The 24,178-nt window shown below is 66.7% G+C and carries 18 protein-coding genes; 4 read left to right on the top strand and 14 right to left on the bottom strand.

Translation table 11 applies throughout. From position 1 onward, the window contains the following. Nucleotides 1–5: 5 nt before the first annotated feature. The 5 genes from U1H82_RS02685 to U1H82_RS02665 form a co-directional block, all read right to left on the bottom strand. Nucleotides 6–1,310, bottom strand: coding sequence for an OmpP1/FadL family transporter (locus U1H82_RS02685; RefSeq protein WP_322963393.1), 1,305 nt, complete (start codon nt 1,308–1,310; stop codon nt 6–8). Nucleotides 1,311–1,350: 40 nt separating this feature from the next. Next, nucleotides 1,351–1,758, bottom strand: coding sequence for a DUF2147 domain-containing protein (locus U1H82_RS02680; protein WP_322963392.1), 408 nt, complete (start codon nt 1,756–1,758; stop codon nt 1,351–1,353). A 161-nt stretch (nt 1,759–1,919) separates the two neighbouring features. Beyond that, nucleotides 1,920–3,716: an acyl-CoA dehydrogenase C-terminal domain-containing protein gene (locus U1H82_RS02675; protein WP_322963391.1), complete on the bottom strand. Its 1,797-nt coding sequence runs from the start codon at nt 3,714–3,716 to the stop codon at nt 1,920–1,922. An 18-nt stretch (nt 3,717–3,734) separates the two neighbouring features. Beyond that, nucleotides 3,735–6,062 (bottom strand): 3-hydroxyacyl-CoA dehydrogenase/enoyl-CoA hydratase family protein, encoded by a 2,328-nt coding sequence (locus tag U1H82_RS02670; protein WP_322963768.1) that lies wholly within the window; start codon nt 6,060–6,062, stop codon nt 3,735–3,737. Next, nucleotides 6,062–7,198, bottom strand: coding sequence for a thiolase family protein (locus tag U1H82_RS02665; protein WP_322963390.1), 1,137 nt, complete (start codon nt 7,196–7,198; stop codon nt 6,062–6,064). Before U1H82_RS02665 ends, U1H82_RS02670 begins: the two co-directional genes overlap by 1 nt. Before the next feature lie 130 nt (nt 7,199–7,328). Between U1H82_RS02665 and U1H82_RS02660 the strand changes: the two genes are divergently transcribed. Continuing rightward, nucleotides 7,329–9,053, top strand: a complete 1,725-nt coding sequence (locus U1H82_RS02660) for a long-chain-fatty-acid--CoA ligase (RefSeq protein WP_375339479.1) — start codon at nt 7,329–7,331, stop codon at nt 9,051–9,053. Beyond that, nucleotides 9,050–9,439 carry a MerR family transcriptional regulator gene (locus tag U1H82_RS02655; protein WP_322963389.1) on the top strand — a complete coding sequence of 130 codons (390 nt, stop codon included), beginning with the start codon at nt 9,050–9,052 and terminating at the stop codon, nt 9,437–9,439. Before U1H82_RS02660 ends, U1H82_RS02655 begins: the two co-directional genes overlap by 4 nt. 135 nt (nt 9,440–9,574) lie before the next feature. Here U1H82_RS02655 and U1H82_RS02650 read toward each other — a convergent pair whose 3' ends face one another. Genes U1H82_RS02650 through U1H82_RS02640 form a run of 3 tightly spaced genes read right to left on the bottom strand, consistent with a single transcriptional unit; the run spans nt 9,575 to nt 13,859 of the window. Then, nucleotides 9,575–11,062 carry an efflux transporter outer membrane subunit gene (locus tag U1H82_RS02650; RefSeq protein ID WP_322963766.1) on the bottom strand — a complete coding sequence of 496 codons (1,488 nt, stop codon included), beginning with the start codon at nt 11,060–11,062 and terminating at the stop codon, nt 9,575–9,577. Nucleotides 11,063–11,070: 8 nt separating this feature from the next. Then, complete coding sequence (locus U1H82_RS02645) at nt 11,071–12,627, bottom strand: MDR family MFS transporter (RefSeq protein ID WP_322963765.1); 1,557 nt, start codon at nt 12,625–12,627, stop codon at nt 11,071–11,073. A gap of 26 nt (nt 12,628–12,653) precedes the next feature. Next, nucleotides 12,654–13,859: an HlyD family secretion protein gene (locus tag U1H82_RS02640; RefSeq protein WP_322963388.1), complete on the bottom strand. Its 1,206-nt coding sequence runs from the start codon at nt 13,857–13,859 to the stop codon at nt 12,654–12,656. A gap of 96 nt (nt 13,860–13,955) precedes the next feature. Here U1H82_RS02640 and U1H82_RS02635 point away from each other — a divergent pair, with 96 nt between their 5' ends. Beyond that, nucleotides 13,956–14,417 (top strand): MarR family winged helix-turn-helix transcriptional regulator, encoded by a 462-nt coding sequence (locus U1H82_RS02635; RefSeq protein WP_322963387.1) that lies wholly within the window; start codon nt 13,956–13,958, stop codon nt 14,415–14,417. A 71-nt stretch (nt 14,418–14,488) separates the two neighbouring features. Here the strand turns inward: U1H82_RS02635 and U1H82_RS02630 are convergent, their stop codons facing one another. The 3 genes from U1H82_RS02630 to U1H82_RS02620 form a co-directional block, all read right to left on the bottom strand. Further along, nucleotides 14,489–14,956, bottom strand: coding sequence for a response regulator (locus tag U1H82_RS02630; protein WP_322963385.1), 468 nt, complete (start codon nt 14,954–14,956; stop codon nt 14,489–14,491). Next, a complete protein-coding gene (locus tag U1H82_RS02625) occupies nt 14,916–16,055 on the bottom strand; it encodes a GAF domain-containing protein (RefSeq protein ID WP_322963384.1) in 1,140 nt (379 codons plus the stop codon). The genes U1H82_RS02630 and U1H82_RS02625 overlap by 41 nt, the downstream gene beginning before the upstream one ends. A 122-nt stretch (nt 16,056–16,177) precedes the next feature. After that, on the bottom strand, nt 16,178–18,142 hold the full coding sequence (locus U1H82_RS02620) for a CocE/NonD family hydrolase (RefSeq protein ID WP_322963383.1): 1,965 nt from the start codon (nt 18,140–18,142) through the stop codon (nt 16,178–16,180). 213 nt (nt 18,143–18,355) lie between these two features. On the opposite strand from U1H82_RS02620, the gene U1H82_RS02615 reads away from it, so the two are divergent. Next, nucleotides 18,356–19,063 carry a FadR/GntR family transcriptional regulator gene (locus U1H82_RS02615; RefSeq protein ID WP_322963382.1) on the top strand — a complete coding sequence of 236 codons (708 nt, stop codon included), beginning with the start codon at nt 18,356–18,358 and terminating at the stop codon, nt 19,061–19,063. A gap of 12 nt (nt 19,064–19,075) precedes the next feature. On the opposite strand, the gene U1H82_RS02610 is transcribed toward U1H82_RS02615, so the two are convergent. The 3 genes from U1H82_RS02610 to U1H82_RS02600 are packed head-to-tail and all read right to left on the bottom strand — an operon-like array spanning nt 19,076 to nt 24,170. Further along, a complete protein-coding gene (locus U1H82_RS02610; RefSeq protein WP_322963381.1) occupies nt 19,076–20,932 on the bottom strand; it encodes an FUSC family protein in 1,857 nt (618 codons plus the stop codon). 32 nt (nt 20,933–20,964) lie between these two features. Further along, nucleotides 20,965–21,870, bottom strand: a complete 906-nt coding sequence (locus U1H82_RS02605) for a DUF4349 domain-containing protein (RefSeq protein ID WP_322963380.1) — start codon at nt 21,868–21,870, stop codon at nt 20,965–20,967. Between the two features lie 59 nt (nt 21,871–21,929). After that, nucleotides 21,930–24,170 (bottom strand): alpha-galactosidase, encoded by a 2,241-nt coding sequence (locus U1H82_RS02600; RefSeq protein WP_322963378.1) that lies wholly within the window; start codon nt 24,168–24,170, stop codon nt 21,930–21,932. Between the last annotated feature and the right edge of the window lie 8 nt (nt 24,171–24,178).

Genomic DNA, 24,178 nt, shown 5'->3' with positions numbered 1-24,178 from the left:
CTCCGTCAGAAGCTGAAGCGGCCGCCGACCGATGCCACGAATGCGCGGGCGTTCTGCACCTGGCCCGAGGTGAGGATCGGCGTCTGCACGGCGGTCCCCGCATAAGCGGCGGTACGGCGGTCGATGGACGCGTTGGCGAAGTCGATATAGCTGACCGCCGAGTCCAGCGTGAAGCGCGGCGTCACCTTGTAAGAACCGCCGACCGAGTAATTCCAGCGATTGGCATCGGGCACGCGCGCGTCGCGATTGCCGTTCTGGGTCGGGGTGATGCCACGCTGGACACCGGCACGCAGGGTCAGGCGATCATTGGCGGCGTAATCGAAGCCGCCCGCCAGCGAGAAGCTGTTCTTGTAATTCTCCGGGATCGCCTGGTTGATCGGCGCGCCCAACCGGATTGCATCGAAATCGGCCCAGGTGAAACGAACCGCCTGCGCGTTGAGCGTCAGCTTGTCGGTAGCGCGGAAGCGACCCGACACGATGATCTGCGCGGGCGTATAGAATTCCGCCGTCGCATCGTTGATCGTCCGGTTCTGTCCGGCAAGCGGGCCGAGCAGGCCGCCGACTTCCAGGCTGCCCTTCAGCTGGTGCTTGATCCGCGACTTGTAGCTGATGCCGACCGTGGCCCAGTCATTGTGCAGCTGCACACCGGCGGTCCATCCCAGATCCCAGCCATCGCCCTTCAGCCGCTGGAACCCATCGGGCAACGCCGAGGACAGGTTGGGCAGCGAATTGCCCAGTTCCGCCTTGGTATATTCGACGTTCAGCGCACCGCCGACGCGCAGCCAGTCGAGCAGCGCCACGCCGACCGAGGGCTGGATATCGATGGTGCGCAGTTCCGTCTTGCGCGCGCTGTACCGCGCCCAGCTGTTCGCGCCATATTCGGTGGTGAAGCTGTAGGGCGAGGTAACGGCGAGGCCGACCGCGACCCGGTCATTCAGCGGATAGGCGACCGCGCCCGAGGGGACGATGCCGCGATTGATCGGATCGCTCGACACGCGATTGCCACCGACCGGCTGGAAGGTCTGGCCCGGACGACGGATCAGCGTGCCAGTATCGACCACATCGCCCTTGGGGATGATCGCCGACGCGCTGAGTGCCGCTTCGCCGCGCTCCATGCCTGCGATCGCGGCCGGGTTCCACCAGAGCGACGACGCGCCCGTGTCGGCACCCTCACCCGAAAAGGCGCGACCCTGGGCACGGGCCGACTGTTCCTGAAGGTAGAAGGCCTGGCCATGTGCCGCACCAGCAAAGGCGAAGGACGAGGACAGGATGGCGGAGGCCAGCAGCGGGGCCTTGAACGACTTGATCATGAGCTTACTCCCCGAAATTTCTTGTGATGGTACAGACGGATCAGCGGATACGGGTCCAGGTCTGGGTCTTGCACAACGGCACGAAGACGCAACCACGCACCTTCAGCGTGTCGACCCCCTCGGGCGTCAGCTTGGCGCTATAGGTCTTGCCGTCTTCGGCATTATAGATGGTGCCGCCGTTCCAGGCCGCGCCATCCTGCGAAAAACCTTGTAGGATCAACAGGTTCTTGAGCGGACGATTGCGCAGCTTGGGATCGCGGTTGTTCTGGTCGGTCAGCGCGGGATTGGTGCGCAGCTTTTCCGAGGTCAGGATACGACCGCAGACCGACGTCCCGCATTTCTGGATTTCGACGACGCCACCGCGCGTCTGGGTCTGCCAGCGGCCGACCACCGAGTCCGCATTCACGCCAGCCGCTGCAAGGGCCATCGCCGTCAGGGTCAACAACATGCCTCTTCTCCTCTCCACGCCCGTTCGTTCGGGCCGGAGCGCCGGTCTGCCGGTCGCTCCAGAATTATCCTATACGTCCACCATATGACGCATAGGATAACAACACGTCATGCCTACGATGCCGGTTGATCGCAATCAAGCGGAACCGGCATCGCATCACCTCAAAACGCCTCCAGTTCCAGTGCCATGGTCGAGCGCTTGCCCGACTTGATCGCCAGGAACGCCGCCGTCGCCTGCGGCAGGATACGGTCGAAGAAGAATCCGGCAGTGGCGAGCTTGGCCTTGTAGAAGCCCGCCTCGTCGGTGCCCTCGGCCAGTCGCTCCGTGGCGATCCGCGCCGACTTCAGGAAGCAATGGCCCATGCCGACCAGGCCCAGAAGGCGCAGATAGTCGGTCGCGGCGGCCCCCGCTTCCTCGGGGTCCTTCATGCCCTTTTGCGCGATCATGCCAGTGCTGAGCTGAAGCGCGCCGAACGCCTGCTGCATGCCCGCCGCCCAGCCGGTGATCGCCTTGTCGTCATGCTTGGTCAGCGCCTCGACCTGTTCCGACACCGCATGGAAGAAGGGGCGCATATAGCGGCCCATATGCGCGGGCATCTTGCGACCGACCAGGTCGAGCGCCTGAACGCCGTTGGTGCCCTCATAGATTTGCGCGATGCGGGCGTCGCGGACGAACTGCTCGATGCCATGGTCGCGGATATAGCCGTGGCCGCCATGCACCTGCACCGCCATGTTCGCGGCGTCGAAGGCGAGGTCGGTGAACAGCGCCTTCACGACCGGGGTCATCAGCGCCACGAAGTCCGCCGCGCGCGACTTGTCGGCCGGGTCGATCGCATGCGCCTCTGCATCCAGACCGCGTGCGGCCCATTGGCCGAGCGCACGACAGCCCTCGGCATAGGCGCGCATGGTCATCAGCATCCGCCGCACGTCCGGGTGGACGATGATCGGATCGGCGGGCAGGTCGGGACGCGCCGCGCCGCCGAGCGCACGGCCCTGCAGACGGTCCTTCGCGTAGGCGACGGCCGACTGATACGCGACCTCGTTGATGCCCAGGCCCTGGATGCCGACCGAAACGCGCTCCGTGTTCATCATGGTGAACATGGCGGCCAGCCCCTTGTTCAGCTCGCCCACGACCCAGCCCTTGGAGTTGTTGAACTCCAACTGGCAAGTGGCCGACGCCTTCAGGCCCATCTTGTGTTCGATCGCCGCGACGCTGACGCCATTGGCGGGGCCGACCGAGCCGTCATCCTTGGGCAGATATTTCGGCACCAGGAACAGGCTGATCCCCTTCACCCCCTTGGGCGCATCGGGCGTGCGCGCGAGGACGAGGTGGATGACATTATCGGTCAGGTCATGGTCGCCTGCCGAGATGAAGATCTTGCCGCCGGTCAGCAGATAGGAGCCATCCTCCTGCGGCTCGGCGCGGGTGCGTAAGAGTCCCAGATCGGTGCCGCAATGCGCCTCGGTCAGGCACATCGTCCCCGACCATTCGCCCGAGATCATCTTGGGCAGATAGAAGCTCTTCAGGTCTTCCGAGCCATGGCCCATCAGCGCGGTGGTCGCGCCGTGGGTCAGGCCGGGATAGAGGCTGAACGACAGGTTGGTCGCGCAGATCATCTCCTCGACCAGCTTGTTCACCGCCTCGGGGAGCCCCTGCCCGCCATATTCGACCGGCGAGGCGAGCGCGGCCCAGCCGCCTTCGCAGAACTGGCTATAGGCTTCCTTGAAGCCGGTCGGCGTGCGGACGACGCCGTTCTCCAGCTTGCACCCTTCGATGTCGCCGGTGGCGTTGAGCGGCAGCAGGACCTCCTGCGTGACGCGCGCCGCCTCTTCGAGAATGGCGTCGTACAGCTCGGGGCCGAATTCGTCCTGGCCCGCGACGGGGCCGAACTCGTCCTCCTTGAACAGTTCGTGGAGGACGAAACGCATGTCGCGCAGCGGTGCGTTATAGACTTGCATGGGATTATCCTCTCCCGATCAGTTGCGCAGCGGCTTGCCGGTTTCGAGCATATGCTCGACCCGCGCCTGGGTCCGCGCATCCTTGACGCTTTCCATGAAGGCGGCGCGTTCCAGCTTGAGCAGCTGATCCTCGCTCACCTCGTCGATGATGTCGGCCTCGCCGCCGGTGACGATGTTCGCCAGACGGCTAGCCACCACCACGTCATAGGGCGTCGCAACGCCCTTCTTGGCGAAGTCGGCGACCGCACCGTTGAAGGCGACCCGTCCGGCCGCGCCCGGCAGGCGGAAGACCGGCTTTTCGGGCGGCTGATAGCCCTCGACCAGTGACAGCGCCTTATGCTTGGCATCGGCCAGCAAACGGTCGCGGTTCATGGTGATGCCGTCGTCCTTGCGGAGATAGCCGAGGTCCTTGGCCAGCGCCGCCGAACGCGACACCTGCGCGGTCGAGATCGTCTCGAACGCCTTCATCGCGGCGGGCATGGGACCCTTGGGCATCTTGGGCGACTTGGCGAGACGGTCGATCAGCTCGCCGTTTCCGCCCCAGCCCGGCACCAGACCGACGCCGGTCTCGACCAGCCCGATATAGCTTTCGGCATGGGCCTGGATCGCATCGGCATGGAGCAGGATTTCGCACCCGCCGCCCAGCGCCATGCCCGCAGGTGCGGCGACCACCGGGAAGGGCGCGTATTTCAGCGCCTTGTAGGCCTGCTGCCCAGCGACAACCAGCTTGTCGACCTCGCCCCAGGCCGCGATGTTCACCGCGAACATGGCGAGGCCGAGATTGGCTCCGGCCGAGAAGTTGCTGCCCTCATTATAGATGACCAGCGCCTTATACTGGCTCTTCACCAGCGCGATGGTCTTTTGGAGGAGCGACAGGACCTGTTCGTCGAGCGCGTTCATCTTGCCGGTGAACTCGAACGCCACGACGCCGTCGCCGACATCCCAGGCGGCCGCAGAACCGTTCTTGAGCAGCGGCTCGGAACGCAGCTTGATATCCTCGAGCAGGACCACACCCTCGGCGCGGACGACATCGGCATAGTCGCCGCCGACCGTCAGATACTGACGCTTGCCATCGACCACGCGGTAGAAGGGGCGATCGCCCGCCATCTCCAGCAGCGCAGGCACCGGCTTGCCCTCGGCACGCAGCCGCTCGGCCAGCTTGCCCGGCCCCATGCGGTCGATCAGCTCGAACGGGCCGAACTTCCAGTTATAGCCCAGCTTCATCGCGTCATCGATCGCGACCACATCATCGGCCGCCTCGCCGACCAGACCGGCGGCATAGGACAGGACCGGGCCCAGCACCGCCCAGGCATAGTCGCCGACCTTGCCCGGCGTCGCGACCAGCGCGGCTAGGTCCTTTTCGGCGCGCCCCGGAAGCCGCTCGGGCTTCTTTTCGGCGCGGTACTCGCCGGTCTTCAGGTCGATCGCCTGCTTGGCCTTGGTCCCGTCGGACTTGCGGTCGAGGCGGTAGAAACCACCCTTGCCCTTGCGGCCGGTGAAGCCCTCGGCGATCATCTTGTCGACCAGCGGCAGCGGGCGGATCGTGTCGAAATAGGCATCGCCCTCAGGCAGGGTCGAGGACAGCGACTTGGCGAGCAGCGGCATCAGGTCGATGCCGACCAGGTCGATCAGCCCGAAAATGCCGGTCTTGGGCACACCCATCGGACGGCCACCGATCTGATCGGCCTCCTCGACGGTCAGGCCCTGGTCCATCGCCGCGTTGATCGCGACCGCCAGCCAATAGGTGCCGATGCGATTGGCGATGAAGCCCGGCGTGTCCTTGGCGCGGACGATCCGCTTGCCCATGCGGTGATCGACGAACTGCTCGACCTTCGCGGCGACACCGGCATCGGTGTGCTGCGAGGTCACGATCTCGATCAGCCGCATATAGCGCGGCGGATTGAAGAAGTGGGTGATGAGGAAGTCGTTCTTGAACTGCTCCGACCGCCCCTCGACCAGATGGCCGAGCGGGATGGTCGAGGTGTTGGACGACACCGCCGTACCGGGGCGCTTCAGCTCCTCAAGACGGGCATACAGCGCCTGCTTGATGTCCAGCCGCTCGACCACCGCCTCGACGATCCAGTCGCATTCGGCGACCTTATCGAGGTGATCCTCGATATTGCCGGTTTCCACCAGCTTGGCGGCGGCAGGCGACATGAACGGCGCAGGCTCGGTCTTGAGCATCTTGGCGACCGCCCCCTTGGCGATGGCGTCGCGGTCGGCGCCATCCTTGGGCACGATGTCGAGCAGCAGGACGGGCACACCGGCATTGGCGACCTGCGCCGCAATGCCCGCGCCCATCACCCCTGCGCCGATCACGCAAACCTTGTTGATCGTGTCAGCCATCATGCACGCTCCAGCACAGTCGCGATGCCCTGCCCGCCGCCGATGCACTGGGTCGCCAGCGCATATTGGCCGCCGTCGCGCGCCAGCAAGGCCGCCGCCTTGCCGACGATGCGCGCGCCGGTCGCGCCCAGCGGATGGCCGATCGCGATCGCGCCGCCGTCCTTGTTGATCGTCTCGTCCCTCAGGCCCAGATCGCGGATGCAGGCGATCGCCTGGCTGGCAAAGGCTTCGTTGATCTCGACAACGTCCAGATCACCGGCGGAGATACCCGCACGCTCCAGCGCCTTCTTGGACGAGCCGATCGGGCCGAGGCCCATCGTCTCGGGCTCGCAGCCGGAAATGCCGACCGCCTTGATGCGGGCGAGGATTTTCAGGCCATGCTTCTTGGCGAACTCTTCCGAGGTGACGAGTACGGCGGCCGCACCATCCGTCAGCGGCGAGGCCGTGCCTGCGGTCACGGTGCCGTCCTTGTCGAAGGCAGGCTTCAGCCCGGCCAGAACGTCCTCGGTGGTGTCGGCGCGGATCAGGCCGTCCTCGGTCACATCGCCCGTCTTGGTGTGGATCGGCACGATCTCATCGGCCAAACGCCCGGCGGAGCGTGCCTCGGCCGCCTTCTTCTGGCTGGCGACCGCGAACTTCTCCTGCTCGGCGCGGGTGATCTGGTACTTCTGCGCGACATTTTCGGCGGTCTGGCCCATGCCCATATACGCACCCGGCCGGGCAGCGGCGAGTTCGGGGTTGGGGAGCGGGTTGTAGCCGCCCATCGGCACCCGGCTCATCGACTCGATACCGGCGCAGATGAACGCCTCGCCCGCGCCGATCTGGATCTGGCCCATCGCGATATGGATGGCCGACATGGACGATCCGCAGAAGCGGTTCACCGTCATGCCGCCGACCGACAGCGGCAGGTCCGCCAGCAGGCCGATCAGCCGCGCCACGTTCATGCCCTGCTCGCCCTCGGGGAAGGCGCAGCCCAGGATCACATCCTCGATTTCGGCGGCATCGACGCCGGTGCGTTCGATCAGGCCGCGAATCACCTGGGCGGTCAGATCATCAGGGCGAACGCGGGCCAGCGCACCTTTTCCTGCTTGCGTGAAGGGAGAGCGAGCATAGCCTGCGATTACGATGTTGGTCATCCGATCCTCTCTTTATGGGCTTGCGGCCTAACGTTAAGGTGCGTTACCTACCCTATACGTCAACACAATAAGCAACTCGACCCCAATCGACAACCGGGTATGGTCGAAAAAGATACAGGAGAGCGACGCGATGACGACAGGAGCCATCGGGGAAGCCACAACGGGCACGGTGCCGGGCCAGGCGGCAGGACGCCCGCTGGTATCGGAACCCCGGCTGCTGACCGACATGTTAGAGGCTACGGTACGGCGGCATGGCGATCGGCCCGCGATCGACTTCATGGGACGAATCACCCGCTATGCCGAGCTGGGCGCGATGGTCGACCGGGCGGCGGCAGGGCTCCAGGCGTTGGGGGTGAAGCCCGGTTCGCGGGTCGCGCTCTGCCTGCCCAACATCATCTATTACCCGGTTCTCTATTTCGCGACGCTGAAGGCCGGTGGCATCGTCGTCAACGTCAACCCGCTCTATGTCGAGCGCGAGCTGTGCCACCTGCTGGAGGATTCGGGCGCGGAGATCATCGCGACCTGTGACATTCCCGACATCTATGCACGGGTGTCGCACGTCGCCGAGAAGCTGGGCCTGCGCCACGTCATCGCCTGCCCGGTCGCGGATGCCCTGCCGACCATCAAGGGCCTTGCCTATCGTCTGCTCAAGCGGTCGATGATCGCCGCGCCCGGTCCCTCGCCCCGCCATCTGACCTTCGCCCAGATGATGACGCGCGGGCGTGGCCTGACCCCGGTATCGGCCAAGCCCGACGATGTGGCGGTGCTGCAATATACCGGCGGCACCACCGGCAGCCCCAAGGCGGCGATGCTGTCGCACTGGAACCTCGTGGCGAACGCCGATGCGATGGTCGTCCATACCGGGGGCGAGGAGATGATCGGCGAAGAGCGCATCCTGGGCGTCCTGCCGCTCTTCCACGTCTTTGCGCTGACCACGGTCCTCAGCTTCGCGATCCGGGTCGGCGCGGAGATGATCCTGCTCCCCCGGTTCGAGCTGGATCAGGTGCTGAAGACCATCGCGCGCAGCAAGCCGACCTATTTCCCGGCCGTCCCCACCATCTACAATGCGATCGCGGGCGTTGCGGAAGCGCGCAAGGTCGACCTGTCGGCGATCAAGGCCTGTATCTCGGGCGGCGCGCCCCTGCCCGCCGAGGTGCGCGTGGCGTTCGAGAACACGACCGGCGCCAAGCTGGTCGAGGGTTACGGCCTATCCGAGGCGTCGCCCATCATCACCTGCAACCCACTGATCGGCGAGAACAAGGGCGGATCGGCGGGCCTGCCCTTCCCCGGCACGATCATCGAGATTCGCGACCGCGACAATCCCGACCGGCTGATGCCGCCGGGCGAGGTCGGCGAAATCTGCGCGCGCGGGCCGCAGGTCATGTCGGGCTACTGGAACCGACCGAACGAGACCGAGCATGTCTTCATCCATGGCGCGCTGCGCACCGGCGATGTCGGCTATCTGGACGAGGACGGCTATCTGTTCATCGTCGACCGGATCAAGGACGTGATCCTGTGCGGCGGCTACAACGTCTATCCGCGCATGATCGAGGAAGCGCTGTACGAGCATCCGGCGGTCGCCGAGGCCGTGGTGATCGGCATCCCCGACGCCTATCGCGGCCAGTCGCCCAAGGCCTTCGTCAAGCTCGCCGCCGACCATCATGCGACGCCCGAGGAATTGCGTGCCTTCTTACAGGACAAGGTCAGCAAGATCGAACTTCCCCGCGAGGTCGAAATCCGCGAAAGCCTGCCCAAGACCCTGATCGGCAAATTGTCGAAAAAAGAACTGGTCGAGGAAGAATTGGCGAAGGCGGCGGCCGCTGCGGTGCGGCCGGTGGGGGAAGGGGCGAAGTGACGGAAACAGAGGAGCTGCGCGGCATTCAGGATGTCGCCAACAGCCTGGGCGTGACCACGCGCACGCTGCGCTTCTATGAGGATCGCGGGCTGATCGAGCCGCGCCGGGTCGGCACCGCGCGGGTCTATTCCAAGCGCGAGACGGGGCGGATGCAGCTGATCCTGCGCGGCAAGCGGCTGGGCTTTTCGCTGCGCGAGATCGAGGAGTTCCTGCGGCTGTATGACGCCGACCCGCAGCATGTCGAACAGATGCGCGTGCTGGCCGAGCGATGCCGCGAGCGGGTCGACGAACTGCGCCAGCAGATGACCGCGCTGGTGCAGACGGTCGACGAACTGGAGACGATCGAACGCGAAGCGCGCGAACGGATCGCGAAAGCGGGGGCGTAACCCAATCCTCCCCAAGCTCGCTTGGGGAGGGGGACCGTCGCGTCAGCGATGGTGGAGGGGCACGACGGACCGGCCAGGCCCCTCCACCACGCCCTGCGGGCGCGGTCCCCCTCCCCATCTGACGATGGGGAGGATTTAAGAGGCGGCGCGCCAGCCCAGGCCGAGCGCCTTTTGCAGCGCCACATAATCATTCGTCAGCCCGGCGACCGCCTGCGACAGCGACTGCTGCGCCGCGACCCGCTGCCGCTCGGCATCCAGCGTATCGATCAGCGTCGCGGCGCCCGCCCGGTAGCGCTGCTTCATCAGCACCGCCGAGCGATCCGCCGAGGCCTTGGCCCGCGCCAGCGTCGCCACCGTGTTCCGCCGCGCCCGGAAGCGCGACAGCGAATCCTCGGCATCGCGCAGCGCCGACAGCACCGCACCGCGATAGCGCGCCTCGGCCTCATCACGCGCGCCTTCGGCCTGACCGACCCGTGCATTGGCGCGCCCGAAGTTCAGCACGTTCCACTGGAGCATCGGCGCGCCCAGCGTCACCAGATTGTCGAGATCGGTCAGCGCGTCGAGCGAGGTGCCGCCGATGCCGATGATCCCCATCAGGTTGAGACGCGGAAACTTGGCCGCCTCCGCCACGCCGATCTTGGCGGTCTGCGCTGCCAGATTGCGCTCGGCGGCGCGGATGTCAGGGCGGCGCTGGAGCAGCGAGGTGGGGTCGCCCACCGCCACCTGCGCGGGCGGCAACGGCACCGGCCCGGCCTGGGTCAGCCGCTGGTCGAGCGTGCCCGGCGCCTCACCGATCAGGATGGCCAGCGCGTTGAGATAGGTCTCGACCGAAGCCGAGAGCGGCAGGATCTGCGCATCGGTGCTCTCCACCTGATTGCGCAGCCGCTCGACCTCCAACTGCGAGGCGGTGCCGTTGCGGAAGCGCTGTTCGGTCAGGTTCAGCGTATCGCGCTGCATCCGCGACGCCTCGCGCGCCAGGATCAGCCGCTGCTGCGCATCGCGAAGCCCGACATAGGCCTGGGCGACATCGGCGCTGAGCGACACCTGCGCGTCGGCGACATTGGCCTCCGCCGCCGCCGCATTGGCGCGCGCCGCCTCGACGGTGCGCCGCTGGCCGCCAAACAGGTCGACCTCCCAGCTGGCGTCGAAGCCGAGGTTGAAGAAGTTGACATTGGTGCCGCTGCCCGAGTTGCCGCCCGATGCGCCGCCATTGGCACCGCCCTGCCCGCTACCCTGCCCGCCCCCCTGCTCGCCACCACCGCCGAGGTTCAGCGCGGGCAGATCGGCATGAAGATAGGTCGCGCTGGCATTGGCATTGGGTGCCTGATTGGCGCGCTCCAGCCGCAAGGCCGAGCGGGCCTGCTTCAACCGCGCCTGCGCCACCGCGACGTTCGGATTGGACGCCAGCGCCCGCTCCTCCAGCCAATTGAGCATCGGGTCGTTCAGCGTCGTCCACCAGTCGGCGACCGCCGGCGCGGTGGTCGCGAGCGTATTGTCCGCCCGCACGAACCCGGCGGGCAGCGTCGCGGCCGAGCCGACGCCCTGGGGCGGTCCGGCATAGTTGGGCCCGACGGTGCAGGCCCCCAGCAGGAGGAGCGGGATCAGGGAAAGCTGCTTGCGCATCATGGCTCTCAATGCATCGCCACGGGGCCGCCCTTGGGCAGCGGGCGGAGGAACAGGACAAGCGGCATCACCATCAGGATGCCGACGCACAGGATGAAGAACAGGTCGTTATAGGTCATGACCAGCGCCTCGCGCTGAATGGTGCTGCCGATCATGCGATAGGCCGCCTCGGTGCTGCCGAATTGCTGGGTCAGACCGGCCAGCCAGTCCTGCACGACCTGCGAATTGGCCGACAGCGATTCCTCCAGCCGTTGCTGGTGCAGGAAGCTGCGCTGGTCCTGAATGGTCGCGATGCCCGCCAGGGCGAAGGAGCCGCCCAGATTGCGCGCCGCGCTGAACAGCCCGGCCGCGTCGCCCGCCTGCGACGGGGGCACGGACGAAATCGCCGCCTGGTTCAGAAACAACATGCCCAGGATCGTGCCGACGCCGCGCAACAACTGGCTGTCAGTGAACGACCCGCCGGTCGAGTCGGCGGTCAGCACCGTGTCGATCCCCGCGCTCAGCGCCATGATCCCCAGCCCCAGTCCCACCGCGATGCGGATGTCGACCTTTTTGATCAGGAACGGGGTGAAGGGCATCATGATGAGGCTGGGGATGCCGCTCAGAAGCACGACCTTGCCTGCCTGGAACGCGTTATAGCCTGCGATCGCCGCCAGGAACTGCGGGATCACATAAGACGTGCCGTAGAGCACCATGCCCAGCACGATGCCCATGATGACCACGCTGCCGAACTGGCGGTCGAGCAGCAGCTTCAACCGGATGACCGGCTTGGACGCGACGAACTGTCCCGCGAACAACAGGCCGAAACCGATGATCGACAGGATAGTCAGCTCGATGATCTCACGCGATTCGAACCACTGCTCGCGCTGCCCTTCTTCCAGCACGACGGTCAGGCCGCCCAGGCCCAGCGCTAGCCCGGCGATGCCCAGCCAGTCGGCCTTCAACAATTCCGCCATTTGCGGCTTCTGATGCGGCAAACCGACGAGCAGGAAGGTGACCAGGATGGCCCCCACCGGCACGTTCAGGAAAAAGGCATAGTGCCAGCTGACATTCTCGGTCAGCCAGCCACCGATCAACGGCCCCATGACCGGACCGAGAATGGCAGTGACGCCGAAAAAGGCGGTGCCGATCGGCTGCTGCTCGCGCGGCAGCCGGGTGGCGATGATGGTCAGGGCGGTCGGGATCAGCGCGCCGCCGGTGATGCCCTGCCCCGCACGTCCGATAATCATCATCGTCAGGTTGGTCGACAGGCCGCACACCACCGAAAAGCTGGTGAACAGGATCGAGGCGATCAACAGGAAGGTGCGCAGGCCCAGCAACCGCTCCAGCCAGGCCGAAAGCGGGATGATGACGATCTCGGCGACCAGATACGAGGTCGCGATCCACGTCCCCTCGGTCCCGCTTGCGCCGATCTCACCCTGGATGGTGGGGAGCGCGGAGTTGACGATCGAGATGTCGAGCGTCGCCATCAGCGCGCCGATGCTGCCCGCCGCGACGGCGAGCCAGGCGGTCAGGTCGGCCTTGGCCGGTGCGCCACCCGCAGGGGCAGCCGAACCGGCCTTCATGCCCTTGGACGGGGCGGCGGCGGCGCTCACCGACCCTGCGCCCCCTCTCGCGCGTCGTTATGCTGCTCCTGCTGCTCGGCGATGCGCTTCAGCGCGCCCTTGGCCGAGCGGGTGTCGACGGTCACCTCGACCGACATGCCCGGCACCATCAGCGCACGGGTCTGTGCATCGGCGTCGACCGCGATGCGGACGGGCACACGCTGCACGATCTTGGTGAAGTTACCGGTCGCGTTCTGCGGCGGCAGCAGCGAGAATTGCGCGCCTGTGCCCGGCGCCACGCTCTCGACATGGCCGTTGATCTCGACACCCGGCAGCGCATCGACCTCGATCTTCACCGGCTGGCCGGGACGCATCAGGCCCAGCTGCGTCTCCTTGAAGTTCGCACTGATATAGAGCTGGCTGACCGGGACGATCGACATGGTGCGGGTGCCCGCCTGAACGAACTGGCCGACCCGTACCGTCTTGTTGCCGACACGGCCCGTGGTCGCCGCGCGGATCAGAGTCGAGTTCAGATTGACGTCTGCCGCCTCCAGCTGCGCCTTGGCGGCCTGCCCCTGCGAGCGGGCCTGCTGCACCTGCGCCTCGAGCGTTCCGACGCGGCGACGCGCGGCGGCGAGCGCGGCGGACGAGGCGGCGACGCGGGCATTGGCCTGACGCGCCTGGTTCTGCAGCTGCGACAGACGCTCGCGGCTCTCGGCCCCCGATGCGGCGAGCGGCGTATAGCGGGCCACCTCGGCCTGGGCGAAAGCGGCGTCGCTTTGCGCGGCACGAAGATCGGCCTGGGCGCGGTCGATCGCCGCCTGTTGTTCCTTGATCTGGGCCTGGACACCCTCGGCATTGGCGCGGGCGACGCCGATCTGCGCCTGGATCTGCTGGGTCTGGGCGCGATAATCGCGCGTGTCGATCTGGAGCAGCGGATCACCGGCCTTGACCTGCTGGTTCTCGCCGACGAACACCTTGTCGACATAGCCCGACACCCTGGGCGCGACGGTCACCGCATCGGCCTGGATATAGGCGTCGTTGGTCGTCTGCATATACTGGCCGACGCTCTTGTAATTGGCGTACCAGAACACGCCGCCGATCACGGCAGCCGCAGCCACGACCAGCAGGATGATGCGAATCCGCCGCTTCTTCGACGGCGAAACGGGGGGCGTGTCGTCCGCCCCGTCCGTCACGCCCGCATCATTCCGCCCGGCGTCCTGCCCCTCATGCACTTGGTTAGCGTCGGCCATCCAGGCCTCCCTGTCGATGGAATCAATAGAACTTACGGGTGCATTTGCTCGCCCTTGCACAATAAGGCAAGACCATTTATTGAGTTACCTCATATTATGCCCAATCACGATCAACTGGCCATCCGCTATGGCCGCATCTATATGCGCCTGCACCGGTTGCTCGACCGGCGCATGGCGGCCGAGGGCGCATCGCTGGCGCGGACCAAGATGCTGCATTTCATCGCGAACAACGCGCCGGTGCGCGCGGCGGACGTGGCGGAGTGGTTCGATCTGGCGCCGCGCACCGTGACCCAGGCGATCGACACGATGGAGCGCGACGAACTGGTGGCGCGGGTGCCCGATCCGATCGACCGACGCGCCAAAAGGCTGGATATCACCGACAAGGGCCGCCAGGTGATCGAACAGACCGAGCCGCTGCGCCGCGAGCTGATCGAGGGGGCGTTCAGCCTGTTGACCGAGGAGGACATGGCGCATTTCGCACGCATCCTCGACCGGCTGGAACTCGCGATCGAAACGCGGATCGAGGGGCCGCCCGGCGAGGTTCGTTCCGGAGCATGATCGTCGTGCCGTGCCCAAGAAGAACCCCCTTCGCCGTCTGATCCCCGATCTACCGTTTTGACCGAAGGCGCTTATCGCCCCGTGTGATAGAATTTCAGCGTAGGCGGCGGATCGCTGGGCCGCTGTCCTTTCGCCGTCCGATAGGCGGCACGAACGGCGGTGCCCAAGGTCCCTGCGCGAAACGGCTTGGCGATGCAGCCGATCACCAGCGGATGGCCGCCATGATCGGGGCAATTCCCGCTGAGGAATACGCACGGAATGCCCCGCTCGGCCAGCAGCTGCGCGGCGGTCAGCCCGCTGTCGCCATCGGCCAGCTTGACGTCGCATAGCGCCAGATCGGGGCGCTCCCCCTCGACCAATTCCATCGCGGAGGCGACGGTATCGGCGATGCCGATGATCCGGTGGCCGTGCAGCGTCAGCGCATCCTCGACCAGCATGGCGACCAGCGCTTCGTCCTCGATGATGAGAAGGTTCAGCGGCGTGTCATCCGACAGATTATCAGCGGAATGTGTGGCGAACGCCGTGTGCGCCGCCGTCATGCGGCATGACCAAGATCAGGCACCCATCATCCTCGTTCGTCAACGTCGCGCGCAACTGATGGCAAAGACGCGCGACCAGCCGATTGCGGTCGGCCAGATCGGCGATACGTCCCCATCCGCCCGCGTGAAACGAGATGCGAAGCATTTCGTTCCCGGCCTGACCCGTGACGGCAAAGCCGATGCGCGGCACCGCCAGCCCCTCCGCCATCAACGCATCGAGCAGCAGCGCGGCGGCGACCGCGCGTTCGATCGGCACCGCGACGGGTTCCTCCCCGATGATCGGCACGATCGGCGCGTCGCCGCGCAACTGGGCGATCACGTCGCCGAACAGCGCGGGCAGATCGACCAGCCCCGGATCGGCGGTGGCGTAAAGCGGCCGGTGGGCACTCGCGAGCACCTGCAGCCGCTCGGCCGCGCGCATCAGCGCAGCCCGCGTCGCGGGCTCGGCGGCCTCGCGCCCCTCATGCGAGACGAGGCCGATCGCGACCTGAAGCGCGTTGCGGACGCGGTGGTTGAGCTCGGCCAGCAACCGCGCCTGGGTATCGATCCCATGCCGCAGCGCCTCCTCGATCCGCAGCCGGTGTTGCGCCAGCGCGGCATAATGGCACAGCAGCAGCAACAGCCGCCGCTCCTCCTCGTCAAAGGGCAGCGGGGCCCGCCGCCCGAAGCCGAGCGTGCCGAGCAGATCGGCGCCGTGCAGCAACGGCATGCACAGATAGACCTCGACACCCAGCGTCCGCATGAAGGCGGTGTCCGCTGCCCCGCTCGTCTGGATATCGGTCAGATGCAGCGTCCGACGCTCGCGCATCACCTGACCGCAGGCCGAGGAGCCGACATCCAGATCGACCGCGGCCAGCCGCTCGGCACGGGTCAGGCCGCCGGACGTCTCCAGCCGTACGGCATCACCGTCACGGCGAAAATGGAAGAAGACATCGAGCTGCAACTCGTCGCGGATCAGCGCGAACAGCGAATCGATCATCGCGCCAGGATCGTCGGCGGCCATCAGCCGGTCGGTGGCGGCGGCCACCAGCGACAGATAGCGTCGCGCATCGGCAGAACCGGTCGCAACCGTTCCGGTCGCTTCGCCGGGCAGCGGCAAAGGCGGTGCTGGAGGTGGTGGGAGAGCCACGGACGGCAAGATAACCTCGCCCGCCCGTCGCTCCAAGACCTGTTTCGGCAAATATGACGGGAGGCGACCCAGGCCCCCTCCCGCCCGATGGTTCAGCGGGCCATGACCGCCGACTGGTCGACCGGCACCACCGGCAACCAGACCCGGCTGGCATTGGCGCCGCCGCGCTCCAGCGTGATCGTCGCTTTCCGGTAATCGCCGGCCTTGGCCGTGAAGATATTGGGCACGAAGGTCTGCGGATTGCGGTCGTAAAGCGGGAACAGGCTGGACTGGACCTGGATCATGATCCGGTGGCCCGGCTGGAAGACATGGTTCACGGTCGGCAGGCGGAACTTATATTCCTGCACCTTGCCCGCCGGGATCGCGCTCGGGTTGGAGAAGCTGTTGCGATAGCGGCCCCGGAAGATGTCGAGGCTGATCGGCAGTTCATAGCCGCCCATCTTCGGATCGATGGCGTCCTCGGGCGGGAGAACGTCGATGATCTTCACGACGAAGTCCCCATCGGTGCCGGTCGTCCGCGCGAACAGGTCGGCGATCGGCGCGCCCGACACGCGCACCGCCTTGGTCAGGACCGGCGTCGTATAGGTCACGACATCGGTGCGGCCATCGGCATGCCGCTGATCGCTGACCAGCCAGTCACCCCAGCGGCCGTCGTTGAAATTCACCGGCCGTGACAGATGCGGCACCGGATTGGCCGGATCGGAAACATAGCTGTCCGCGCCTGCGCCCGGCTTGTCGAAGCTCAGCCCCTTATCGTCCGCAAGATATAGCGGGGTCAGCGGCGCGGCGCACCCGCTCTGGCAGGCGAGCGGCCATTGGGTCAGCTTGTCCCAGTGATTTTCGCCGGTGTTGTAGATGGCGGCGCTGGGCAGGTTCGCTGCCGGACCGTCCTTCAGATATTGGTTGAACAAAGGCAGGACCATGTCCTCGCGGAACTGCTTGGCGGTGTCGCCATTCCACTGGAACGGCCCCAGGCTGGTGCCGGTGCGGTTGATCTGGCTATGCCGCCACGGGCCCATCACCAGGAAGTTGTTGCCCAGCTTGCCCTTGGCCTTCAGCGCTTCCCAGGATGTGATCGCACCGTACATGTCCTCCTGATCCCACAGCCCCTGTTCCCAGATGGTCGGTACGTTGGACGGGTTGGCCGCGAGCAGCTTGTCGAGCGCCTGATCCTGCCAGTAGAAGTCATAGGCCGGATGCTGCACGATCCGCAGCCAGAAGGGCAGCTGATCGTAACCCGACTTCCTGGCCCAGTCGTTCGCCGAGCCGTAGCGGAAATTCTCGTAATCGTCATAGCCGCCGCTGGGCGGGGCCTTGCCATCGCCCTTGTAGCCGGTCTGCGACCCGATCCAGCCGATATTGGCAAGGCGAAACGCACCGTAATGGAACCAGTCGTCGCCCATCCAGCCATCGATCATCGGGCTTTCGGGCGCGGCAACCTTCAGGGCGGGGTGCGGGCCCAGCAGCGCCATGACGACGGTGAAGCCCTCATAGGACGAACCGATCATGCCGACGCGACCGTTGGATTGCGGCAGGTTCGCCTTGTTCACCAGCCAGTCGATCGTGTCATAGGCGTCGGTCGTGTGATCGACCTTGGTGGCGTTGAGCGGGCCGATGACCGGGCGGGTGACGACATATTCGCCCTCCGAGCCATACTTACCCCGAACGTCCTGATAGACGCGGATATAGCCCGCCTTCACGAACTCTTCATCGGCCAGCGGCAACGCCTCGATCATCTTGGTGCTGTCGGAGCGCTTGGCACGGCCCGCCGCATTATAGGGGGTGCGGGTCAGCACGATCGGCGCGTTCACCGCGTTCTTGGGGATGACGATGACGGTGTAGAGCTTCACCCCGTCGCGCATCGGGATCATCACTTCGCGTTTTATGTAATCGCGTTCCGCCACGTCGGTCGGCGGGGTAAAATGGGCGGGAATGTCGCTGACCGTCGAATTGGTGACGACCTTGACCGGCTGGTCCGTCGCGGGCGCCTGCTGCGCGGTGGCGGGCGTCAGGATGGCGAGCCCGCTGGCGGCGAGCAGAAGGTTACGAAAACGCATGAAGACAGATCCCCCTCTTGGATCGGTTGATACGGCATCGTGCCGCGACATGGGGTTCGGGGCAACTGGCGGATTGAGAAATGATACAGGGTATCATTGCCGACGCAAGTCAGGCCTATGTCACCGCCGCGCTTTCCTTTCTTCGCTTCGCTCCATACAATGGTCTGACAACAACGGGGCGCGGCTCCGTTCACCTGGGGAGGAACCAACCGAGTGACGATCCTGAAGCGGCGCGGCCCCGCCCATAGCGCATTGGCGCGGGACATCGGTGTCGCCATCGTGACCGGGCGGATTCCCACCGGATCGACCCTGCCCGGCGAGGTCGAGATCGCCGAGCAGCGCGGCATGTCCCGCTCCGTGGTGCGCGAGGCACTGCGGATGCTGTCGGCCAAGGGGCTGGTGGTCAGCAAGCCGAAGGCGGGCACGCGGGTACGTGAGCGGCTGGAATGGAATCTGCTCGACCCCGAACTGCTCGCCTGGATGTTCGAGGGCGAGCCGCCCGCCGGGTTCGTCACCAGCCTGTTCCAGCTCCGCCTGATCGTCGAGCCCGCCGCCGCCGAACTGGCCGCGATCAAGCGCGACACGCGACAGCTCTCGCGCATGGGCGCCGCGCTGGAGGCGATGGGCGAACATGGCCTGCACACCGAACAGGGGCGCGCCGCCGACCAGCTGTTCCATAACATCATCCTGGAGGCGACGGGCAACGAGCTGCTCATCAGCCTGTCGGGCAGTATCGGCGCGGCGGTGCGCTGGACCACGCTCTACAAGCATCGCGGCGCGCGGGTGCCACGCGACTCCATGCCCGAACATCGCCAGCTTTTCGCCGCCATCGCGGATGCGGACGCAGCGGCGGCGCGGGCGGCGACGATCATACTGGTCGAACAGGCACGCGAAGATACCGAACGCGCCCTGGCGCGCTGACCCCGCCCCGTTCTACGCCACCGGTCCGGTCACGCCCTCGCCCGGACGCGGGTTCGCCATCCTGGCATGCCAGGCCATGGCCGCACGACCGGCCAGGTTGCGCATATCCTGCAACGCCGCGACATCCGCCTGACGATGGGTCAGCCGGTGCAGCCAGCCGCCCAGGTCGTGCAGGGCGATCTCGGCATCGACGCTGGCCCGTCCCGCCGCCCGGCGCGCGGCCTCGATCACGGCGATCGGCTCGCCATGGGTCACGGCCTCGCCATAGCGGCGATTGGCCGCGATTCCCGCCGCGATCCGCTTCGGCAAGGGTAATCCAAAGTCCGGCCGGAAGGCGAACACCGCCAGCATCGCGGCGATGCTGCCGATGACATTGTCGACGATCCGCGCCGATGCGATGCCGAGTGCGGGATGCAGCATGTCGGTGACCAGGACGAACAAGGTGGTCAGGAACATCACGAAGATGGTGTAATTGACCGACCGCAGCGCCATGGTGATCGCCGCCAGCGCGACCGCAACCAATGCCGGGACGATCGCCCCGCCGCCCAGCAGGGGCAGCGCCAATGCCAGCGCGCCGCCCAACAGGCTACCCGCGATACGCTCCAGACAGCGCGACCATGTCACCCGCACATCGCCCTGCAACACGACGATCACCGCCATCGCCGCCCAATAGGGATAGCCGAGCCCGAACGCCGCCGCCGCCAGATAGACCGCGACCACACCGCCCGCTTGTCGGAGCCCCTGCTGCACCATCGCGAACGACCGGTCGGCTGGCGGCGCGGCGCCGTCCCCCGGCGCCGGATCGGCAACATGGCCCGCGTTCGGATCGATCAGGATATCCAGCGCCGCTTCGAGCGCCGCCGCACACCCCTTGAATACATCCTGCGTCAGGCTCGCACGGAGCCCTTGTATCGGGCCGCGCACCTCGGCCATGGCGTCGCCCCCAAAAAGCCTCCCGCTTGCGACCACCCGGCGGCAGGCGTTGGCCAGCGCCACATGCTCCCCAACCGGGCCCCAGCGGTCGACACAGGCCTGATCCAGCGCGAGCAGCGCCCCGAACATCGTCTCCGCCGCCGCCAGATCCCGCCGCGCGGCCGTCACCGGGCCGGACGCCTCGCCCTCATAGCGGACCAGCGCATCGCGAAAGCGCTCGATCGCCAACCGCACCGCGCGGCGATGCTCGGCATGATCGCTATGCCAGCGCGCGTCGCGGTGCGGACCGTCGCCCAGTCCCGCCAGATACTCCGCCATGTCCGCCAGACGTGCGCTGACCGCCCGACCGGCACGGTGCAGCGGGTCGAAAGCATCGATCCGCCAGAAGACGGTAATCAGCAAATAGCTCCACGCCGCCCCCGCCAGGAACGCCATCGCCAGCGGGAACGCCATGGTCAGGGGGTGCGGAAAGCCGACCGCGACCACCGCGACCACCGCCGACAGCGTCCCGACCAAGCCGCCAAAGGCCAGCCGCGCCGCGCCCAGCGTCGCGATGAAGACCAGCAGCGGCCCGACGATCAGGCTGCCCTGCGGCACGAGCCATGCGGCCCAGGAGCCGACCAGTACGATCACCGTCCCGCTCGCCATGAAGATCGCGAGCAGGCGACGGCGCAGGCGATCGGGCCCCGGCGTATCGCACAGGCACGTCCAGAAGGCGGCATAGACCGCCCATCCCCATGCGACGCGTCCCGTGACGAGCGCCAGGATCAGCGGCAGCGCGACGGCGAGCGCGGCGCGATACCCTTCGGCACGGTTCAAATGCTCGGGGACCAGGCTGACCGCGCGCAGCTCCAGGCGACGGCCCAGCCGCCTTATCGCCCTGGTCAGCCCGTATCGGTCGACAAGACGCCCCTCGGCGTCGGCCAGTTTCGTCACGCGAATCCCCACTGCGCCCGTACTCGCGCGGCCTATAGCATGGCGTCGTCGCGAACCTGATCCCCCGATGGCGATGGCGATGGCGGCGGCGACCTGCCCCACGGACGGCGCCAGCCCCGATTGCGGGCCATCCGGCGCAAGAGCAGAACGACACCACCGCCGACGATCAGCCAGGGCAGCCCCGCCACCACCGCGCTGACGAGCGCGGCCAGGCTGATGGCCAGCGTATCGCCCGCCGACCGCACGCTGTTCCACACGGCGGACCGGGCACCGGGCGTGGCGTCATAGAGATAGTTGATCGTCACCGACGACATGGCGACCCGCTGCGCCAGGCCGGCCTGCTCCTGCCGGGTGGCGTCCAGTTCCTCCTGCGTGGTCGCATAGGCGCGTTCGGCCTGGACCAGCTCGCCGACATTGCCCTTGCCCGACCGGATGATCGCCAACAGCCGCTCGGCCAGCGCCTGTTTGGCCCGGACCTTGGCATCGGCATCAATCGTCGCGCGCGTCACATCCTCGGCGGTCAGCTGCCGTTCCGACAGCCGCGCGCCGCCCGCTATCGCCAGCGCGTCCAGCCGCTGGTTCAGCCCGGCCACGATCCGCGCATCGACCAGCAGCATCGCCTCGTCGGCGGCGACATGCTCGTTGGGGCCGGGCGTATGCAATGTCGATCGCACCACCAGGCAATGGCGACTGCCCATCCGACGGCATAGTGCGAGCTGGTCGCCCTGCACCTGCGCCACGGTCGGCCGGTCGAACGCATAGGAGACGGTGTAGCTATAGGCGATCTGCGGCCCGGTCGTGGCCCCCGGCGCGGCCGGGGCCGACGGGGGCTCCGCGACATCGAAGGTGCGGAGCTTCTCCGTCGTCTTATGGACAGTCCGCTGCTCGCAGGACGTCAGAAGCACGGCCGCCAGCGCTATCGCGATCATCCTGCCCATCGTCGCGTTCCCCCTTTACGCCGCAAGAGGGTCGCCCAACGCCAGGCGTCCCGTCAAGCCTAGCCCACCGCCTCAAAGACGAAGGCCGCACCGACGAAATCACCCTTCAGCGGCGCGCGAAGTCCCCGGTTCATCCAGTATGCCCCCGATGCCCGCTCCGGCACCCCTGCGGGTCGCGCCGCGCCGTCGAGCATCCGCACCGCATAAACCCGCGCCGGGTCCAGCCCCTGCGCATGGATGGCAGCGGGATTGTCGCGCCACATCGAGGAATGCAGCATCTGGAACAGCACCGCCTGCCGCTTGTCCTGCCCGACATACATGGTCGCCGAGGTCGCATTGTCGCCGCTGGGCGACTCCAGCCGATAGAGCGCGCCGCGCTGCACCGTCTCGCGGATGGTCTTGTACGCCGCCACCCATTTGCGCGCCGTGGCGAAATCGGCGTCGTTCCACTTGTCGAGGTTCGCGCCGATGCCCAGCCCGCCCTGCATCGACGACAGGAAGCGATAGTCCAGGCTGGTGACGCGGGTGTTTGCCCAATTGGGGCTGTCCGTCACCCAGGCCATCATGACCGCAACCGGATAGGCGCGGGTGAAGCCGTCCTGGATGGTCAGCCGGTCAGCGGGATCGGTATTGTCCGAGGGCCAGACCTCATCGGTCAGCCCGATGATGCCCAGATCGACGCGCCCCCCGCCGCCCGAGCAGGACTCGATTTCCAGCTTGGGGTGACGCCGCCGCAGCTCGGAGAGGATGTGATAAAGGTTGCGGACATAATCGACATAGACGCGCTGCTGGTCGGCGACCGGCTGCTCGGGCCAGCCCGCCTCGGTCCAGTTGCGGTTATAGTCCCACTTCAGAAAGGCGATGTCGTTTTCGCTGACCAGCTTGTCGAGCACCGCCAGCAGGTGGTCGCGGACATCGATACGCGCCAGGTTGAGGACGAGCTGGTTGCGCCCCTCGGTGCGTGGCCGGTCGGGAAAGTTCAGCACCCAGTCGGGATGCGCGCGGTAGAGGTCGCTGTCGACATTGACCATCTCCGGCTCGACCCACAGGCCGAAGTCCATGCCCAGCCCCTTCACCCGGTCGATCAGGGGCTTGAGGCCATTGGGGAACTTGGTCGGGTTGACCGTCCAGTCGCCCAGACCCGCCTTGTCGTTGTTGCGCGCGCCGAACCAGCCGTCATCGACCACGAAACGCTCGACGCCGATCTTCGCCGCCTTCTCGGCCAGCGCCATCTGCCCCGCCTCGGTCACGTCGAAGGCGGTCGCCTCCCAGCTATTATACAGGACCGGGCGCAGCCGTGCCTTGGTGCCATGCGGCAGGATGTTGGCGACCTCGAACTTGTGGAAAGTGCGCGACGCCCCGCCCAGCCCGTCGCCTGAATAACCGGCATAAAAGACCGGCGTCTCCAGCGACTCGCCCGGCTTCAACGTCCAGGAAAAGTCATAAGGGTTATAGCCGCCCGCGATCCGCACCCGGCCCAGATTGTCCGACGCCACGCTGATGCGGAACGACCCCGACCAGGCCAGTGCGCCGTACCAGACGGGGCCATGCTCCTCGCTGGTCAGGCCTTCCCGGCCGATCGCGAACCATGGGTTGTTGCCATGGCCGGTCGATCCGCGACGGCTCTCCAGCACGGTGGCGGCCGGTTCCACGGGCACCGTCTTCTGCGTCCATTCGGCGGCGTGGCGGCCGGTCAGGTAATGAAGCCGATAATCGTCACCGACCGGCAGCGAAAAGACCGCCGCCGCCAGCTGGTCGACGCGCACCGGCTTCGCGTCGTCGTTCCGTACCCTCGCCGAACGGGCGACGATGCCGGTCACCGGATCAATGGTATAGGTCAGGGTGACGAACAGCGGCCGGCGGATATCGGCCAGTTCGACGGTCAACGTCTCACCGCTTACCCGGTGGCTGCGATATTTCAGGACGAGGTCGCGATTGCCGTCGGCGAAAAGCGCCTTGACGCCCGGATCGTTGACCAGCCCTTCGCCCTGCCCCGGAAACTCCTGAAGCGTGACCGATCCGGCGGGGTCGAAGCCGGACAGCTCGCCCGGCGCCTTGAGCACGATCGGGTCGCCCGTCTTGACCGGATCGCCCGAGATCAGCGGATCGCCCTCCGCCAGCGCCGCCCCCCAATAAAGCGGCTGGAGATAGCCCTTCTCGTCCACCCCCATCGCATAGGTGACGCCGCCGCCATCGAGCCGGAAGACCTTGGCCCCGGCGGGCGCCGTCACCTTCGCCGACACGGGCGCCGCCAGCGCAGCCAACCCCACCCCTGCCAGAATCGCATTCCGCCAGCGCATTCAGACCT

It is taken from the genome of Sphingomonas fuzhouensis (assembly GCF_034659795.1).
In the GTDB taxonomy this organism is placed as follows: Bacteria; Pseudomonadota; Alphaproteobacteria; order Sphingomonadales; family Sphingomonadaceae; genus Sphingomonas; species Sphingomonas fuzhouensis.
The sequence above is the reverse complement of the archived record's forward strand: the minus strand, read 5'-3'. Positions and strand labels throughout refer to the sequence as shown.

Excerpts from the sequence above, each read along its gene's own strand:
- U1H82_RS02685 (WP_322963393.1), bottom strand. The coding sequence starts at position 1,310 with ATGATCAAGTCGTTCAAGGCCCCGCTGCTGGCCTCCGCCATCCTGTCC.
- U1H82_RS02680 (WP_322963392.1), bottom strand. The coding sequence starts at position 1,758 with ATGTTGTTGACCCTGACGGCGATGGCCCTTGCAGCGGCTGGCGTGAAT.
- U1H82_RS02675 (WP_322963391.1), bottom strand. The coding sequence starts at position 3,716 with ATGCAAGTCTATAACGCACCGCTGCGCGACATGCGTTTCGTCCTCCAC.
- U1H82_RS02670 (WP_322963768.1), bottom strand. The coding sequence starts at position 6,062 with ATGGCTGACACGATCAACAAGGTTTGCGTGATCGGCGCAGGGGTGATG.
- U1H82_RS02665 (WP_322963390.1), bottom strand. The coding sequence starts at position 7,198 with ATGACCAACATCGTAATCGCAGGCTATGCTCGCTCTCCCTTCACGCAA.
- U1H82_RS02660 (WP_375339479.1), top strand. The coding sequence starts at position 7,329 with ATGACGACAGGAGCCATCGGGGAAGCCACAACGGGCACGGTGCCGGGC.
- U1H82_RS02650 (WP_322963766.1), bottom strand. The coding sequence starts at position 11,062 with ATGCGCAAGCAGCTTTCCCTGATCCCGCTCCTCCTGCTGGGGGCCTGC.
- U1H82_RS02645 (WP_322963765.1), bottom strand. The coding sequence starts at position 12,627 with ATGAAGGCCGGTTCGGCTGCCCCTGCGGGTGGCGCACCGGCCAAGGCC.
- U1H82_RS02640 (WP_322963388.1), bottom strand. The coding sequence starts at position 13,859 with ATGGCCGACGCTAACCAAGTGCATGAGGGGCAGGACGCCGGGCGGAAT.
- U1H82_RS02635 (WP_322963387.1), top strand. The coding sequence starts at position 13,956 with ATGCCCAATCACGATCAACTGGCCATCCGCTATGGCCGCATCTATATG.
- U1H82_RS02630 (WP_322963385.1), bottom strand. The coding sequence starts at position 14,956 with ATGACGGCGGCGCACACGGCGTTCGCCACACATTCCGCTGATAATCTG.
- U1H82_RS02620 (WP_322963383.1), bottom strand. The coding sequence starts at position 18,142 with ATGCGTTTTCGTAACCTTCTGCTCGCCGCCAGCGGGCTCGCCATCCTG.
- U1H82_RS02605 (WP_322963380.1), bottom strand. The coding sequence starts at position 21,870 with ATGGGCAGGATGATCGCGATAGCGCTGGCGGCCGTGCTTCTGACGTCC.
- U1H82_RS02600 (WP_322963378.1), bottom strand. The coding sequence starts at position 24,170 with ATGCGCTGGCGGAATGCGATTCTGGCAGGGGTGGGGTTGGCTGCGCTG.